The 14,284-nt window shown below is 36.8% G+C and carries 16 protein-coding genes and 1 riboswitch; of the genes, 15 read left to right on the forward strand and 1 reads right to left on the reverse strand.

Going from position 1 to position 14,284, the window contains the following annotated elements; translation table 11 throughout:
* Window positions 1–10: 10 nt before the first annotated feature.
* The 7 genes from R8495_RS03145 (at window position 11) to R8495_RS03175 (ending at window position 5,961) form a co-directional block, all read left to right on the forward strand.
* Window positions 11–1,753, forward strand: a complete 1,743-nt coding sequence (locus R8495_RS03145; protein ID WP_317636113.1) for an ArnT family glycosyltransferase — start codon at window positions 11–13, stop codon at window positions 1,751–1,753.
* Between the two features lie 14 nt (window positions 1,754–1,767).
* Window positions 1,768–2,574: an alpha/beta fold hydrolase gene (locus R8495_RS03150; RefSeq protein ID WP_317636114.1), complete on the forward strand. Its 807-nt coding sequence runs from the start codon at window positions 1,768–1,770 to the stop codon at window positions 2,572–2,574.
* Between the two features lie 16 nt (window positions 2,575–2,590).
* Window positions 2,591–3,520 (forward strand): aldo/keto reductase, encoded by a 930-nt coding sequence (locus tag R8495_RS03155; RefSeq protein ID WP_317636115.1) that lies wholly within the window; start codon window positions 2,591–2,593, stop codon window positions 3,518–3,520.
* Between the two features lie 95 nt (window positions 3,521–3,615).
* On the forward strand, window positions 3,616–3,831 hold the full coding sequence (locus tag R8495_RS03160) for an NfeD family protein (protein ID WP_317636116.1): 216 nt from the start codon (window positions 3,616–3,618) through the stop codon (window positions 3,829–3,831).
* Window positions 3,818–4,699, forward strand: coding sequence for an SPFH domain-containing protein (locus R8495_RS03165; RefSeq protein ID WP_317636117.1), 882 nt, complete (start codon window positions 3,818–3,820; stop codon window positions 4,697–4,699). The genes R8495_RS03160 and R8495_RS03165 overlap by 14 nt, the downstream gene beginning before the upstream one ends.
* 3 nt (window positions 4,700–4,702) lie before the next feature.
* Window positions 4,703–5,263 (forward strand): NUDIX hydrolase, encoded by a 561-nt coding sequence (locus tag R8495_RS03170; protein WP_317636118.1) that lies wholly within the window; start codon window positions 4,703–4,705, stop codon window positions 5,261–5,263.
* A complete protein-coding gene (locus R8495_RS03175; RefSeq protein ID WP_317636119.1) occupies window positions 5,263–5,961 on the forward strand; it encodes a glycerophosphodiester phosphodiesterase family protein in 699 nt (232 codons plus the stop codon). Before R8495_RS03170 ends, R8495_RS03175 begins: the two co-directional genes overlap by 1 nt.
* 28 nt (window positions 5,962–5,989) lie before the next feature.
* On the opposite strand, the gene R8495_RS03180 is transcribed toward R8495_RS03175, so the two are convergent.
* On the reverse strand, window positions 5,990–6,874 hold the full coding sequence (locus tag R8495_RS03180; protein WP_317636120.1) for a MurR/RpiR family transcriptional regulator: 885 nt from the start codon (window positions 6,872–6,874) through the stop codon (window positions 5,990–5,992).
* Between the two features lie 368 nt (window positions 6,875–7,242).
* On the opposite strand from R8495_RS03180, the gene R8495_RS03185 reads away from it, so the two are divergent.
* The 8 genes from R8495_RS03185 to R8495_RS03220 all read left to right on the forward strand — a co-directional run bounded on the left by R8495_RS03185 (window position 7,243) and on the right by R8495_RS03220 (window position 14,280).
* On the forward strand, window positions 7,243–8,091 hold the full coding sequence (locus R8495_RS03185) for an aldo/keto reductase (RefSeq protein WP_317636121.1): 849 nt from the start codon (window positions 7,243–7,245) through the stop codon (window positions 8,089–8,091).
* A gap of 76 nt (window positions 8,092–8,167) precedes the next feature.
* Window positions 8,168–8,821, forward strand: a complete 654-nt coding sequence (locus tag R8495_RS03190; protein WP_317636122.1) for a VTT domain-containing protein — start codon at window positions 8,168–8,170, stop codon at window positions 8,819–8,821.
* 118 nt (window positions 8,822–8,939) lie between these two features.
* Window positions 8,940–9,956 carry a linear amide C-N hydrolase gene (locus R8495_RS03195; protein WP_317636123.1) on the forward strand — a complete coding sequence of 339 codons (1,017 nt, stop codon included), beginning with the start codon at window positions 8,940–8,942 and terminating at the stop codon, window positions 9,954–9,956.
* A gap of 63 nt (window positions 9,957–10,019) precedes the next feature.
* Window positions 10,020–10,153, forward strand: a riboswitch (FMN riboswitch).
* 128 nt (window positions 10,154–10,281) lie between these two features.
* Window positions 10,282–10,941, forward strand: a complete 660-nt coding sequence (locus R8495_RS03200; protein WP_317636124.1) for an ECF transporter S component — start codon at window positions 10,282–10,284, stop codon at window positions 10,939–10,941.
* Between the two features lie 8 nt (window positions 10,942–10,949).
* Window positions 10,950–11,828 (forward strand): energy-coupling factor ABC transporter ATP-binding protein, encoded by an 879-nt coding sequence (locus R8495_RS03205; protein ID WP_317636125.1) that lies wholly within the window; start codon window positions 10,950–10,952, stop codon window positions 11,826–11,828.
* Window positions 11,806–12,588, forward strand: a complete 783-nt coding sequence (locus R8495_RS03210; RefSeq protein WP_317636126.1) for an ABC transporter ATP-binding protein — start codon at window positions 11,806–11,808, stop codon at window positions 12,586–12,588. Before R8495_RS03205 ends, R8495_RS03210 begins: the two co-directional genes overlap by 23 nt.
* Window positions 12,588–13,325, forward strand: coding sequence for an energy-coupling factor transporter transmembrane component T family protein (locus tag R8495_RS03215; RefSeq protein ID WP_317636127.1), 738 nt, complete (start codon window positions 12,588–12,590; stop codon window positions 13,323–13,325). The genes R8495_RS03210 and R8495_RS03215 overlap by 1 nt, the downstream gene beginning before the upstream one ends.
* A 151-nt stretch (window positions 13,326–13,476) precedes the next feature.
* Window positions 13,477–14,280, forward strand: coding sequence for an SDR family oxidoreductase (locus R8495_RS03220; RefSeq protein ID WP_317636128.1), 804 nt, complete (start codon window positions 13,477–13,479; stop codon window positions 14,278–14,280).
* Window positions 14,281–14,284: the final 4 nt, after the last annotated feature.

Genomic DNA, 14,284 nt, shown 5'->3' on the forward strand with positions numbered 1-14,284 from the left:
ATTGAGATCTATGAAAGAGAAAAAGATTGACTGGTCTCTTGGGGCAATCCTCCTCCTAGCGCTGTTTCTTTATAGCTGGAACATTTGCAACGCTGGTAATGCGAATGATTTCTATACCGCTGCGATTAAAAGCATGACTCAAAGTTGGGCTAATTTTTGGTATGCGAGTTTTGATCCGGCGGGCTATATTACTGTAGATAAGCCGCCGGTGGCGCTGTGGTTTATGACAATAAGTGCTAAAATTTTTGGTGTTCACGGCTGGAGTGTGGTTTTGCCTTCAATTTTGTTTGGGGTAGCTTCGATCTGGCTAATTTATCAATTGGTGAGTCCATATTTCGGGAAAACTTCTGGTCGATTAGCAGCGCTTGCCTTAACCTTAACTCCGATTGTGGTAGCTAATTCTCGTAGTAACAACATGGATCCAACTTTGATTTTCTTTTTGTTACTGGCAGTTTATTTTCTTGAAAAATCAATCGAAGTTCATCAGTCACGGTGGCTGATGTTGAGTTTTGCGCTGGTGGGGGTTGCCTTTAATATTAAGATGCTCCAGGCTTTTATGATTTTGCCGATGATGTATTTGTTTTATTTTATCGCAAGTCCTTGTAACTTGACACAAAAACTAAAGAATCTAAGCTTAGCAACAGTGGTACTTGTGATATTTACCCTGTTTTGGCCGCTTACCGTCGATCTTACTCCTGCAAGTAAGCGGCCTTATATCGGTGGTTCGACTAATAATTCGGTGCTAAATCTGGCTTTTGGTTATAACGGAATTGAGCGCCTGTTAGGTCAATCGACGCAAAAAAATAATTCAACTCCACAAGCAAAGATTGTTTCAGATCAACAGAAAATCGATCCAGCATTTATGATTGGAAAACCTGGATTGTTTCGCATATTTCAAGCAGATTTAGGTCCGCAAATCAGTTGGCTCTTGCCATTGGCGCTGATTGGGGCAATTGGCGTCTTAAGTGTGAAGAAACAACAGCAAATCCTATTGTGGTTAGCTTGGTTAATTCCAGTCTACGGCTTCTTTTCGCTTGCAAATTTTTTTCATCCGTACTATTTGGTCATGCTAGCACCGCCAATTGCGGCGTTGTTTGGCATTGGCTTGCCAGCGTTAGTTCAACTATTTTATAATGGCCTAGCTTGGCAGCGAATGTTGCTACCAGGAGCGCTAATCGTGACGTTTTTACTCCAAATCTATTACGTATCGTTTTATTATCGATGGAATGCAGCAATTTTGGCTATTATTGCCGTTTTGTTGACAACATCAAAGCAAAAAAATCTTCTAGCTCTTGTTACAGTTTGCCTCGTGGCGCCGGCTTGGTGGTCATTGACACCAACGATCGCAGGATTATCCGACGCTTACCCTTCAGCGGGGCCACAACTATTACGTAATAAAGATCACGGTTTCGAGATCGATCAAACCCTTTTAACTTTTCTTCAAAAAAATCGCATCTCGGCTAAATATCTTTTTGCCACAAATGATTCCAGTACGGCTGCTCCTTATATCATTAAGAGCGGTGAGGCAGTGATGGCAATGGGCGGATTTAACGGAACAGATCCAGTAATAGATTTAAAAGAGTTTCAAAAAATGGTAAGAGCGGGCGAGGTAAAATATTATTATTATACGAATCAGTGTTCTGGACACCAAGAGATTATTAATTGGATTGTTAAAAATGGTAAAAAAATTTCAAATAGTAATTTCAAAAACGGAACACTTTATGATCTTACGGGCATTATTTTCCAAAAATAAGTTATAATCAGGTCATGAAACGAAAAAATATTTTAATTAGCTTAGTGATTTTGCTCGTTTTCCTAGCAGTTCTGGCAATTGGGTTAAAACCTAAAGAAGATAATTCTTCTTCAATCGACGAGCCTCGAAAAGCGATTAAAGAACCATTAATTATGATTCCCGGATCTGGCGGAGTTGCCGATAGTTACGATTCGATGATTAAAGTGATTCAAAAAAATCATTCAAAAACTTCTGTGTTGAAATTAACGGTAGATCAAAAAGGAAAAGTTCGAGCCAGCGGTAGACTAACGAGTACTGCGAGCTACCCTTTGGTGGTAGTAGCTTTTGTTGATAGTTCCGATCAAGCAGTGCCCGAACAAGGTGCTTGGTTTGGCTCGGCCTTGCGCTATTTGTCGGATCATTACGAATTTGAACGTTTTAACTATCTTGGTCACTCTAACGGGGGACCGATTATTACTTATTACCTTGAAGAGCACGTTAAACCGAATGACCCTAAGGCTGATCGCTTGATGTTTTTGGGAGCCCCATTTAATGGTGTTGAAGCCTCAGACAATAAGACTATTTCCTCTGATCTTAAACCGCTTTTGGTTAATAAAAGTAAAATTCCGTCCAATTTAATTGTCCGCAATTTTTACAGTGATGTCGGTGATGATTCAGACGGAGTAGTGCCAGTTAAAAGTGTCAAAGCAGGGAAATTGATTTATGGACAGACTGCAAGTTATGAAGATCGAAAATTACCTGGAAAAGTTGCGCACTCTTGGCTGATCGAAGGCACATCAAGCGGTAAAGAAGTGAACCAATTTTTCTTTGAAAAAAAATAATATAAGGAGATTTAAAATGGTTAAAATTGGTAAAAGTTCAGTTGAGACAACTCCGATGGGACTAGGTACTAACGCTGTTGGGGGGCACAATTTATTTAGTAATCTCGACGATCAAGAAGGGATTCGCATTGTCCAAAAATCCATTGCTTCAGGGATTACATTGCTTGATACCGCGTTTGTTTACGGATTGGGCGAATCCGAAAAATTGATTGGTCAGGCAATTAAGGGAATGGATCGAAGTAAAATTCAGATTGCTAGTAAAGGCGCCCAAAAATTACAGCCAGATGGAAGTTTAGAATTAGATAACTCGCCGGAATTTTTAAGACAGGCGGTGGAAGATAGCTTGAAACGGTTAAATACCGATTATCTAGATATTTTCTATATTCATTTTCCGGCTGGTAAGACTCCGCTTAATGAGGCTGTGTCAGCTCTTAATGATTTGAAAAAAGCTGGAAAAATTAGAGCAATCGGAGTTTCCAATTTAAGTAAAGATCAATTAATTGAAGCAAATCGTGATGGCTTAGTTGATGTCGATGAAGAACAATACAGCCTAATTCACCGCGAAATGGAACAGGATCGGTTTGACTATTTAAAACAAGAACAGATTTCTTTTGTTCCATATTTCCCTTTGGCATCCGGCCTGCTAACTGGTAAATATCAAGAAGAACAAAGTTTTCCAGTTGGAGACGTTCGCCACGATGACCCGAATTTTAAGGGTCAGCAATTTAAAGAAATTAATCAACGTGTTGATGTTTTGCGACGGTTGGCAGCTGAACACGAAGTCAGTGTAGCAGAAGTAGTTTTGGCCTGGTATTTGAAAAATCCCGCTATTTCGGTAGTTATTCCGGGAGCCAAGAAAGTATCGCAAGTTGAAGATAATGCTAAATCTTTAAATATTAAGTTAAACGAGCAAGAACTCCTTCTTATTGATCAGACTTTTAAGTAAAATTGACAAAATAACATTTTTTAGAAAGTGTCAAAGCTAAAAAGATATTTTAATGGAGCTTGTGCTAAAATATTTATAATGAGGAGGACGCAGTAGTGGATTATAATTTTGATGATCGTCTTTTATGGGAATCGGTTGAATTAACTAAAGAAAATTTCCATGATAATCTTTTGCGTTTAAACGGAATTTATTATCGTTACGAATGTAGCACTCCTTTGAAAATCGGAGAAACCGTGATTATAACCGGAATCAAGGGTAACGTATTGCTATTAGAAAAATATCTGGCAGGAGGAAAATATGCTAACTTTTAATTGGATTGCTTTAATTATTTTAATTGTTTTTGTGGTATTTTTAATTTTGAATCGAGGAATTGCTATTATTTCGCAAAATCAGGTGGGAATGGTTTCAACATTGGGAAAATATTCTCGTAAAATAGAACCAGGAATGCACCTGGTGCTTCCGTTTATTACACGGGTTGATCGCGTTGATTTAGCACAAGTGCCGCTCAAACTAAACGAACAGTCGGTAATCTCTAAAGATAATGCCGAAGTAATTATTAGCTTGTCTTTGAACTACCATGTCACAGATCCATACAAATTTACTTTTGAAAATGCTGATTCGGTTCAAAGCATGATTCAGCAATCACGAGCTCATTTGCGGGGAATCATCGGGACAATGGAACTTAATGAGGTTTTAAATGGAACTGAAAGAATTAATGCGCAGCTTTCTAAAGAGTTAGGCTCAATTACAGATTCATACGGGGTCAATGTTGACCGTATTAACATTGATACGATTCAACCGACGCCCGAGATTCAAGAATCTATGAATAAACAGATCAACGCCACAAGAGAACGGGAAGCGGCAATTGCAAAAGCTGAAGGGGAGGCAAGGAGTATTGAATTAACAACTAAAGCTAATAACGATGCTTTGATTGCGACGGCAGAAGCTAATGCTCAAGCTGTTAAAGTAGCAGCAGATGCTGAGACTTATCGAATTACTAAAGAAAACGAAATTCTTAGTCAATCCTCGGATCAATATTTGGCGGCTCAAAGTATTGAAGCTTTTGGTAAATTAGCAAATAGTCAGTCTAATACCGTTGTAATTCCAACTTCTGTAACCGACTCGCTGGGGAGCATTAAAACTTTAGGCGCGGTTTTAGAAAATAAAAAGGAAAAATAATTCGTGAAATTTAAGAAATTTGGTCAAAAAGGACAGGTTCTAAGTGAAAATAAAATTTATAAAGGACCTATTTTTGATTTAGTTAAACAAGTAATCAAGACGCCGGATGATTTAACGGTTGAAAGAGATTTAATTAAACATGGACCAGCGGTAAATATTCTGGCTTTAACTCCCGATCATCGGATTATTCTAAATGAAGAGTATCGAACTGGAGTTAACCGGGAAGTTATTGCTTTACCAGCAGGATTAACTGATCCAAATGAGAGCGATGAAGAAGCAGTTAGACGAGAACTGCGAGAAGAAACGGGTTACCAAGCACAAGAAGTCAAAATGATGACCTACGTTACTAGTTCCGATGGTTTCACTAACGAAATGGTTGGCTTAGCTTTAGTTAAATTTGACCCATCTAATCAAGGAGAGCGCCATTTTGATGCAGATGAGTATGTTACTAATCATTTAGTTCCTTTTGAAGAAGCCTTGCAATTGGTTAAGGACGGTAAAATTTTTTCTGCACATTCAGTTGCTTCAATTTTGTACTTTAACAATTTTGAAAGGGATTTTTAGTGACAACTATTTTTGCCCATCGAGGTTTTCACTTAACTGAGCCCGAAAATTCGATGGCTGCATTTGCTGCAGCTATAAAAATGAAAGCCGAAGGTATTGAAACGGATGTTCATTTAACGAAAGATCAAGTTCCAGTAATTATGCATGATGAGTCTTTAAAACGCATGACAGGAGATCCCAGGTACGTAAATGACTTAACTTTAAGTCAACTAAAAGAACTTCATTTAGAGAACTCTAGCGAACAAATCCCGACGCTTTTTGAGTTTTTGAGCTATCTTAAAGAAGTTGATTATCCCGGAATTTTGAATTTAGAAATTAAGACAGATAAAATTCATTATCCTGAAATTGAGGAAATTACCCTTAAAGTTATTCAGCAAGTAAATGTTGATTGCAGAGTTATTTTCTCAAGTTTTTATGCACCGACATTAATCAAACTACATTCAATGGGCAATTTTGAGTGTGCGTATTTATTTAAATTTAGTGATCGTGAGGCTTTAAAATTGCTTCAGGCGGGAGTCGTTCAAAGTTTGCATCCAAGGTATCATTATGCTTTAAGGGATCAAGCATTTCCTGTCCGTGCGTGGACGATTAATCGTCCCCTTCAAATGTCAAAGTGTTTTGCTAAAGGTCTTGCGGGTATTTTTACTGACGAGTTGGAGTTGGCCTTTCAAATAAGAGATAACAAAAAAGTGATCTAAATTGTGATCACTTTTTTGTTTGGGAAAATTAACAATCTACTATACCACTATCAATGACAATTTTTTTCTGATGAGGTTTTCCATGAATTCGGGAGTATGATTTTTGGATTTGATGAGCATGACGCTCAAAGTCTCGCTGGAAATAGCGATAATACAAAAGATCTATGCAATACAACTGTGCTAAAAGGCTGGTAGTTGCAGAAGTTCTCATTGGATTATGGAATCCACTTGAACTATAAGTTAAAACATAATCAGCACATTTTGCCAATTGACTTTTTGGAGTACGCGTTAATACCACAGTTTTATTTCCGGGGGGAACAGATTTTAAAATGTTTTTCAATAGTGGTCGTTCTCCACTATTAGAAATCACGATAAAAACACCCGGTGTGGGTTGATTGGACAGATGGGCAATTACTTCATCTGCATCACGAGCCAAAAACGGACTAATACCTAAACGACCAAATTTTAAAACAAAATCTCTGGCTGCTAAAAGTGATGCACCGATACCGAATATACTGATACTTTTACTTTCGATGATTAGATCAACTACTTTACTGATGATTGTTTCATCTAAGGTTTTATTGGTTTCAGCCAAAGTTTGTTGAATTCGGAGCGTCAACTTTCCTTCGATACTTTCAAGGTCTTCTTCAGGATTAATTTCTTCAAGTAAAGATTTGTCAAGATTTTGTAAAGCCGAAAGCTGAATTTTTAAGTCTGAAAATCCAGTGGCTCCCACTGAGCGAGAAAAACGAACAATGGTTGCTTGACTAGTACCACTAGCATTACCTAGATCTTTGATACTCATCTTGGGAATTTCATCCTGATGATTCAAGATATACTTGCCGATCTTTTTTTCAGTAAAGCTGAAATTATCAAAATTGTCGATGATTTTTAATAAAATATTTTCTGTCATTACGCTTTTTTTTGTATTTTAAACAATACCCTAAATCCTTTTCTTTGTGCAGAAAGCTAGCTAAAAAACTTACTTTTATTAATTATAACAAAGTTTGAGATCTAAGACATTATGTTTTTGACTCACTCTAAATAAGTATTTTTTGTAAGCACAATCATTCTCGTCCTACAAGTGAAGAGATGCTAAACCGAATGCAATAAAAGCAAAGGACTAGTTCCATAAAATAATGATCAATACTGCCAAAAGAAATATTATCTGTTGTTAAAGTGGGGTAGATTGTGCTGATTTCAATCCTCACTTATTTTAAGTTAGCCATATTAAATATTTCTGCGATAAAGAGTACAATGAAAAGTAAATAGGAGGTTCAAATGACAATTTTGACAGAAAATTTTACTTTAAATAATGGAATAAAAATCCCCAAAGTGGGCTTTGGAACTTGGGAAATTCCGAATGGAGCCCCTGCCTACAATTCAACCAAATGGGCTTTAAAAGCGGGATATCGCCATATTGATACTGCTCTGGTTTATGAAAATGAAAAAAGTATTGGTGAGGCGATCAAAGATTCTGGGATCGCTCGTTCTGAAATTTTTCTAACGACTAAACAACCTGCTCAAAACAAATCATACGATCAAGCCTTGAAGGATTTCGACCAATCAATAAAAAATTTAGGGGTCGATTATGTTGATTTGTATTTGATTCATGCCCCGTGGCCTTGGGATTTAGCAGGCCAAAGATTCAATCAAGAAAATTTAGCAGTTTGGCAAGCTTTGAGTGAAATTTATCAAAGCGGCTGTGCTAAGGCAATTGGCGTCTCTAATTTCGATGTTGAAGATTTACAGAATCTGTTAGAAAACAGTTCAGTTAGACCAGCAGTTAATCAGATTATGTACTACATTGGTTTTACTGAACCGAAAATAAGCAAATTCTGCCAGGAAAATGATATTTTGGTAGAGGCTTATTCGCCACTGGCAACAGGCTTGATGTTAAATAATCCCACGGTTAAAGAAATCGCAGCTAAATATCAGGTTACTTCAGCCCAGTTAGCTTTGCGGTTTGTATTAGAAAAAGGGGCTCTGCCACTTCCAAGATCAACTCAAGAGAAGCATATTATTGATAATGCGAAGTTGGATTTTGAGCTGACATCAACGGATCTGGAATTATTATCTGAACTCAAAGACACTGCGCCTAAGCACTACCATAACGAAACTCAAGGTTAAAGATAGTTTAAAGAAGTTTCTTTTGATGTATTAATTTTGTTATGATTATTACTAACGCTAATTAAAGGGACTTTTTATGCAGTTTTTAGACTATTTGATTCATTTAGAGAAATATTTACCTCAATTTATTCAACTTTATGGTTCATGGATTTATGTTTTATATTTTTTAGTACTTTTTGTGGAAACCGGACTGGTAATTTTTCCATTTTTGCCAGGTGATTCGATTTTATTTCTGGGCGGCTCGTTAGCAGCATTAAAAAATGGGGGTATTAACCTCTGGCTATTGATGATTATTTCGGTTGTGGCTGCGATTTTAGGTGATTTTGTTAATTTTGAAATTGGTAAACGTTTTGGGCACCACATTGAAAATAGTCCGCGCTGGCAGAGGTTTATTAAACCTGAGTATCTAAAGCGAGCGCAAAACTTTTTTGATCGTTACGGAAAAATTTCGATTTTCTTAGGGCGTTTTATGCCGATTATTCGGACAATGGTTCCTTTTGTTGCAGGGACTGCTAAGATGACTTATCGTCATTTCGTAGCTTATAACTTGATCGGTGGGGTGACTTGGGTTGGCTTCATGACGCTTTTAGGCTATTTCTTTGGTCAGCAGCCTTTTGTTCAAAAACATTTTTCTCTCATTTTGGTCGCAATAATTTTTATTTCTATTTTGCCAGCGGTGATTGTTTGGCTCAAAGGATTACTGACCAAAAAAAGTCAGAATAAAAATTAATTTTTTTAAGAGGCAGGTTCAAACCGAAATATTGAATAGAAATTATAAAATTCGGCTTTGAAACTGTTTTTTATTAGAAAAAGATGTATAATAAGAAAATTAGAGAGAGGTGATTGATATGTGTACAAGTATTACAGTTAGATCAGTTGAAGGACAAGTATATTATGGTCGAACGATGGATTATAGTGCAGGCATGTTTGGCGAGGATCCAGGTACTCCAACGAGTGTTATTACGATTCCAAAAGGTTCACAAATTAAAAGTCAGTTGAATTCTTGGGATAGCAAATATGCAGTGATGGGAGTTGCGACTACCGGAACGGTTTGTTTATTCGATGGAATCAATGAAGCAGGTCTTGCTGGCGATATGCAGGTTTTGATGGAGTGCTCTTATGCTAGTAAAGATGAGTTGGCTAAACGTAATCTAACTGGGTTGTTGTGCGAGGAATTTGTAACTTTTGTTTTGACTAATTTTAAGAGTGTTGCTGAAATTAAAGAACAAATTCATAACTATGCTTTAGTTGACCAGGCTTATGAATTGGGCGGACAAAAGGTGCATGTTCCATTGCATTTTACATTTTTTGATGAAAGCGGCGCTGGAGTGGTTTTGGAACCAACTGATCATGGTGCTTTTAAAGTTTATGATAGTACAGGAGTCATGACCAATAGTCCTGAGTATTCATGGCATTTGATCAATGTTCGTAACTACATCAGCTTAGATAACATTAATCGTGGTAAGCCTAAAAAACTTAGTGATAAATTGACCTTGGAGCCAGTTGAAATGGGAACCGGTTATGGTTTGACTGGAATTCCAGGAGATTACACTTCGCCTTCTCGCTATGTTAAGAGTACAATGGTGAGTAGTTTTATGGACCCATTTAAAAAAGAAGATGGTATCAATCAACTTTATTCAGCTTTTAGAACTGTAATTATACCTCGTGGTTTGGAAAGAAATAGTGCCGAAGATCCGCTGAGTGATTTTACACGGTATTGGGCTGGCTATGATATCAGTGAGCGAAGAGTTTATATTCAAACATGTCGTGGGATTGGATTTAGTACTATGAAGCTTGATCCAAACCAAAAAGAAATTAAATATACAGAAATTGATCTTTCAAATTATTCTAAAGAATTGGTTTAAATTACGGAAGCGGGAACGCTTCCTTTTCTTTTAAATAAATTGTGTTAAACTTGTTATAATAGATAGCTTCTTCGGGGTCGGGTGTAATTCCCAATCGGCGGTAACAAGTGTTCTTGAAGTCCGCAACCTGCCTTTTGGCAGTGGATCCGGTGCAAAGCCGGAACCGACAGTTAAAGTCTGGATGAAAGAAGGAGTTTCTTCAATAAAGCCAATTCACTAGTTGAAGATTCTTCGTTGTAGTTTTTTTACCCCGCATAACCTGCGGGGATTTTTATTTTAAACTGCTGCTCGATTGAGGTCATCTTGAGTTGAAGGAGGAATCAATTTGAAACGTAATCAGAGTTATATTCGTTATTTGACATTTTTAGCAGCTTTTGGTGCACTTGCTTTCCTATCTGCTGCTTATATCAAGCTTCCGGGGATCTCTTTTCTAAAATATGAACCAAAAGATGTTATTTTAACAATTGGTGGGATGGTTTTCGGACCGATTTTTGCTTTAATTTTATCGATTCTTGTTCCCTTTTTTGAAATGATCACAGTCAGTTCGACTGGCATCATCGGGTTTGTGATGAATGTAATTGCGGCGGCATGCTTTGTTTTACCGCCAGTTATTGCTTACAATCGACGAAAAAAACTACAGAATTTAATAACAGGTTTGATTATCGGGATTTTATTACAAACTTGTTCGATGCTGCTTTGGAATTATCTACTTTCTCCGATTTTTTTTGGTTACAGTCGAGCAGATGTGGTGAAGATGTTGGTGCCAATTATACTGCCATTTAACTTGGCAAAGGGAGGATTAAATTCTCTATTCATCCTTTTAATTTACCGGCCAATTGTTGGAGCACTTTTAAAGAGCAATATTTTAAAAACAACTGACTTTAATTTGATTCAAAACGAAAAAAAGTGGACCAATCTTGCTGTGATTTTGTTGATAATTGCAACTGTAGTTTTGTTAGTGATGAGTTATTTTAAATTAATCTAGGAGTCAATTTGGAAGCCAAATTATTAGAAGCAAAATCCCTGAAATACACCGCTGAACAAATAATTAATTTAGAGCTTGAAACCAACAAAAAGGTGATCATTCAAGATCTCAATTTCTCAATTGCACCGGGAGAATTTGTTGGGCTAGTCGGGCCAAATGGTTCGGGCAAAACAACGATTAGTAAGCTTCTAACTCGGATTATTGAACCGACCAGTGGGACGATTATGTTAAATGGTCAAGACTATGAGGAACTTGATGCCCAGTGGCAGCTCCATCAAAAGGTCAGTTTGGTTTTTCAAAATGTTGATGCACAGTTTATTGCACCAAATTTTGTAGAAGATCTTAGTCTTTATTTAGGGAACTTTGGTTGGAGCAAGGAAAAAATTCAAACTCAAATGGATAAAGTCGTCACTGAGTTGGGATTGCAAGATCTTGTTGAAAAACCTTTTAAAAATTTATCTGGTGGTCAAAAGCAACTTTTGGCAATTGCAGAAGCATTGGCTGTTGACCCTGAACTCTTGATTTTGGATGAACCAACCGCTCAACTTGATCCAGAAAATTCACAGTTGGTTTTTAAGGTGATCAATAAATTGCGCCAAAATCGTAAGGTTGCGATTCTTTTAATAACGCATAAAATTACAGAACTTTCTTTAACCGAACGAGTTCTCATTCTTAATCAGGGGAAGTTGAGTAAAAAGATGAAGACTAACGACTTGCTACTTAATCCGACTTTATTAAAAGAAAATCAATTATCAATCCCGGTGACGGTTGAAATTATTAATAAGTTATCTCATTTAATTGATCGGCCCCTAAATTTAGCTGATCCGAGCCTTGGAACATTTATTGAAACTTTGGAAAATATCTATGTTAACAGTAAAAAATCTTAATTATCAAAAAATGTGGCAGAGTTTAAATTTCACGCTAGCAAAAGATAAAATTTACGCTTTATTAGGGCTTAATGGGATAGGCAAAACAACGCTACTCAATCTTTTAAGCGGCCTCTTGCCGCCAACTAGCGGAGAGATTTTATTTAACGGCGAGTCAATTTATCAGGCTAAAAGAAATTATTTGTCCCAAGTGGGCTACTGCTTACAGGATAGTGAAAATTTATTTTTTAAACAGACGGTTGAAGAAGAATTGAATTATCATAGGGTCAAGGATGTTAAATCTGTCATTGAAAAGCTTGATTTAGCTCAAAATTTAACTCAATCGCCCTTTGAGTTATCAGGTGGTCAACAAAAGAAATTAGAACTTGCAATCATGCTTTTGAAAGATCCACAAATTTTATTTTGTGATGAAATTACTGCGGGACTTGATGCCGAAAATCTTGAGCTCGTCATGAATTCTTTACTTAATTACCGCCCAAATCATATCGTTGTTTTAGTCACGCATAATTTAAGCGAAGCTCTGAATTATGCAGACGATTTTTTGTTTTTGCATCCACTAGGCATCGATTTAAAATCGCGCTCAGAAGTGTTGGCAAATCCTGAAATTTTTAAATCTTTTGGTCTTATTAATCCGCCCAATTTGGAAGTCTGTCAAGCTTTAATTGACAGATCATTAATGCCTGCAGGAAATTACTACCAAACAAGTGATGAGATTGCCCATTTTTTAGCCCAGTCTTTTAAATCTACGAGGTCAGATTAATGGATCATAGGCCGATTGACGGACGAACTAAACTAATCTCTTGTATTGTTTTAACTCTTTTAATGTTTACTTATCGCTATTACTGGCAGTATTTGATCACAGTTTTGCTCTTTGGGGTGGGATTAGCTTTTTTTAGTTCAGATGAGAGGCGTAAAATTTTTTCACATTGGAAATTAATTTTGTGTTTGCCATCCTTGAATTTGATTGCTAATTTATTTTTTGTGAATGGGCGTATTATTTGGCATTGGGGCTGGTTGACTTTAACTAATTTGGACCTCCAAATCTTTATCCGGATTGCTTTACTTTTAATTTTTGCGCTTTCCTTAGTTGTCAAAACGACTCCCAAAGAAATGGCCTTATCAGTTGGAAAAATAGCTAACACCCTTAGTTTTAAAAAGTATCAGGGAGTTGGAATTCCTTTGGTTATTATCATTATGGTTGCTTTTATTAATGAATTCGCTGAAACTTTTGTTTCGGTCCGTTCGGCCTATGTATTAAGGCAATCGCGACAAGTACAGAGGTTAAGAGCAGCTGTAGATTATATCTTTTTATTGCAACCAATAATATTAGTTGCATTAAAGAAAGCCGATCGGGTCTCGGATGCTTTAATTGCTAAAGGATTTCATCGGGAGGCGCATCTTTTCAATTACCAAGCCGTTAAGTATCATCTAAAAGATTACCTAATTTATTTAGTGCTTTTAATAATCATATTCGCTAATACTTTTTTGGTAAAATAGCGCTACCACTCAATTGATATCCGTAATAAGGATATTTTTTTTCGCTTTAATTTGATTAGTACAATCATTTTCAGAATTGCAAGAAATAAACTGTATTAATTTTGGAAAGCGGTTCCGCTAAGATTATTTTATAAATTAAGGAGGAAAAAATTTGAGTAATAATTGGTTAGATATTAAAGGACGAGTTTATATTGTTACGGGCGGATCTTCAGGAATTGGCGCGGCAATTGTTCAGGAATTAGTAGCAGAGGGAGCCTATGTTTATAATGCTGATTTAAAGGACGGATCTGAAAAGTCAGAGTTTTATACTTACGTTAAAACTGACGTGACTAACGAAGATGAAGTCAATAAATTAGTTGAACAGGTTCAAAAAGAACACGGGAAAATTGATGGACTTGTGAACAATGCCGGGATCAATTTACCACGTTTAATTGTTGATCCCAAAGATCCTCGTGGAAAATACGAGTTTAAAGCCAGTGATTTTGATAAAATGTTTTCTGTTAATGTTAAAAGCGTCTTCTTAATGTCTCAAGCTGTGGGTAGAGTTTTAGTTCAACAAGGACAAGGAGTAATTATCAACATGTCTTCTGAAGCTGGGTTAGAAGGCTCAGTTGGTCAAAGTGTTTATTCGGCGACTAAAGGAGCAATTAATGGTTTCACTAGATCTTGGGGCAAAGAACTGGGCGAATATAATGTCAGAGTTGTCGGAATTGCACCAGGAATCATGGAAGCAACAGGTCTTCGAACTGAAACTTATGAAGAAGCACTTGCTTATACCAGACATAAAACAGTAGCTGACATCCGGGCAGGTTATAAGAGTAAGGGAACTACGCCTTTGGGTAGAAGCGGTCATTTAAGTGAAGTTGCCGATTTGGTTGCATATTATTTATCAGATCGGGCAAGCTATATTACAGGAGTTACAACCAACGTGGCTGGTGGTAAATCTCGAGGTTAAGGAA

This window comes from Xylocopilactobacillus apicola, assembly GCF_033095985.1.
Taxonomy (GTDB): domain Bacteria; phylum Bacillota; class Bacilli; order Lactobacillales; family Lactobacillaceae; genus Xylocopilactobacillus; species Xylocopilactobacillus apicola.

Bases quoted from the DNA above. Each gene is read 5' to 3' on its own strand.
- R8495_RS03145 (WP_317636113.1), top strand. From the start codon at position 11: ATGAAAGAGAAAAAGATTGACTGGTCTCTTGGGGCAATCCTCCTCCTA.
- R8495_RS03150 (WP_317636114.1), top strand. From the start codon at position 1,768: ATGAAACGAAAAAATATTTTAATTAGCTTAGTGATTTTGCTCGTTTTC.
- R8495_RS03155 (WP_317636115.1), top strand. From the start codon at position 2,591: ATGGTTAAAATTGGTAAAAGTTCAGTTGAGACAACTCCGATGGGACTA.
- R8495_RS03165 (WP_317636117.1), top strand. From the start codon at position 3,818: ATGCTAACTTTTAATTGGATTGCTTTAATTATTTTAATTGTTTTTGTG.
- R8495_RS03180 (WP_317636120.1), bottom strand. From the start codon at position 6,874: ATGACAGAAAATATTTTATTAAAAATCATCGACAATTTTGATAATTTC.
- R8495_RS03185 (WP_317636121.1), top strand. From the start codon at position 7,243: ATGACAATTTTGACAGAAAATTTTACTTTAAATAATGGAATAAAAATC.
- R8495_RS03190 (WP_317636122.1), top strand. From the start codon at position 8,168: ATGCAGTTTTTAGACTATTTGATTCATTTAGAGAAATATTTACCTCAA.
- R8495_RS03195 (WP_317636123.1), top strand. From the start codon at position 8,940: ATGTGTACAAGTATTACAGTTAGATCAGTTGAAGGACAAGTATATTAT.
- R8495_RS03210 (WP_317636126.1), top strand. From the start codon at position 11,806: ATGTTAACAGTAAAAAATCTTAATTATCAAAAAATGTGGCAGAGTTTA.
- R8495_RS03215 (WP_317636127.1), top strand. From the start codon at position 12,588: ATGGATCATAGGCCGATTGACGGACGAACTAAACTAATCTCTTGTATT.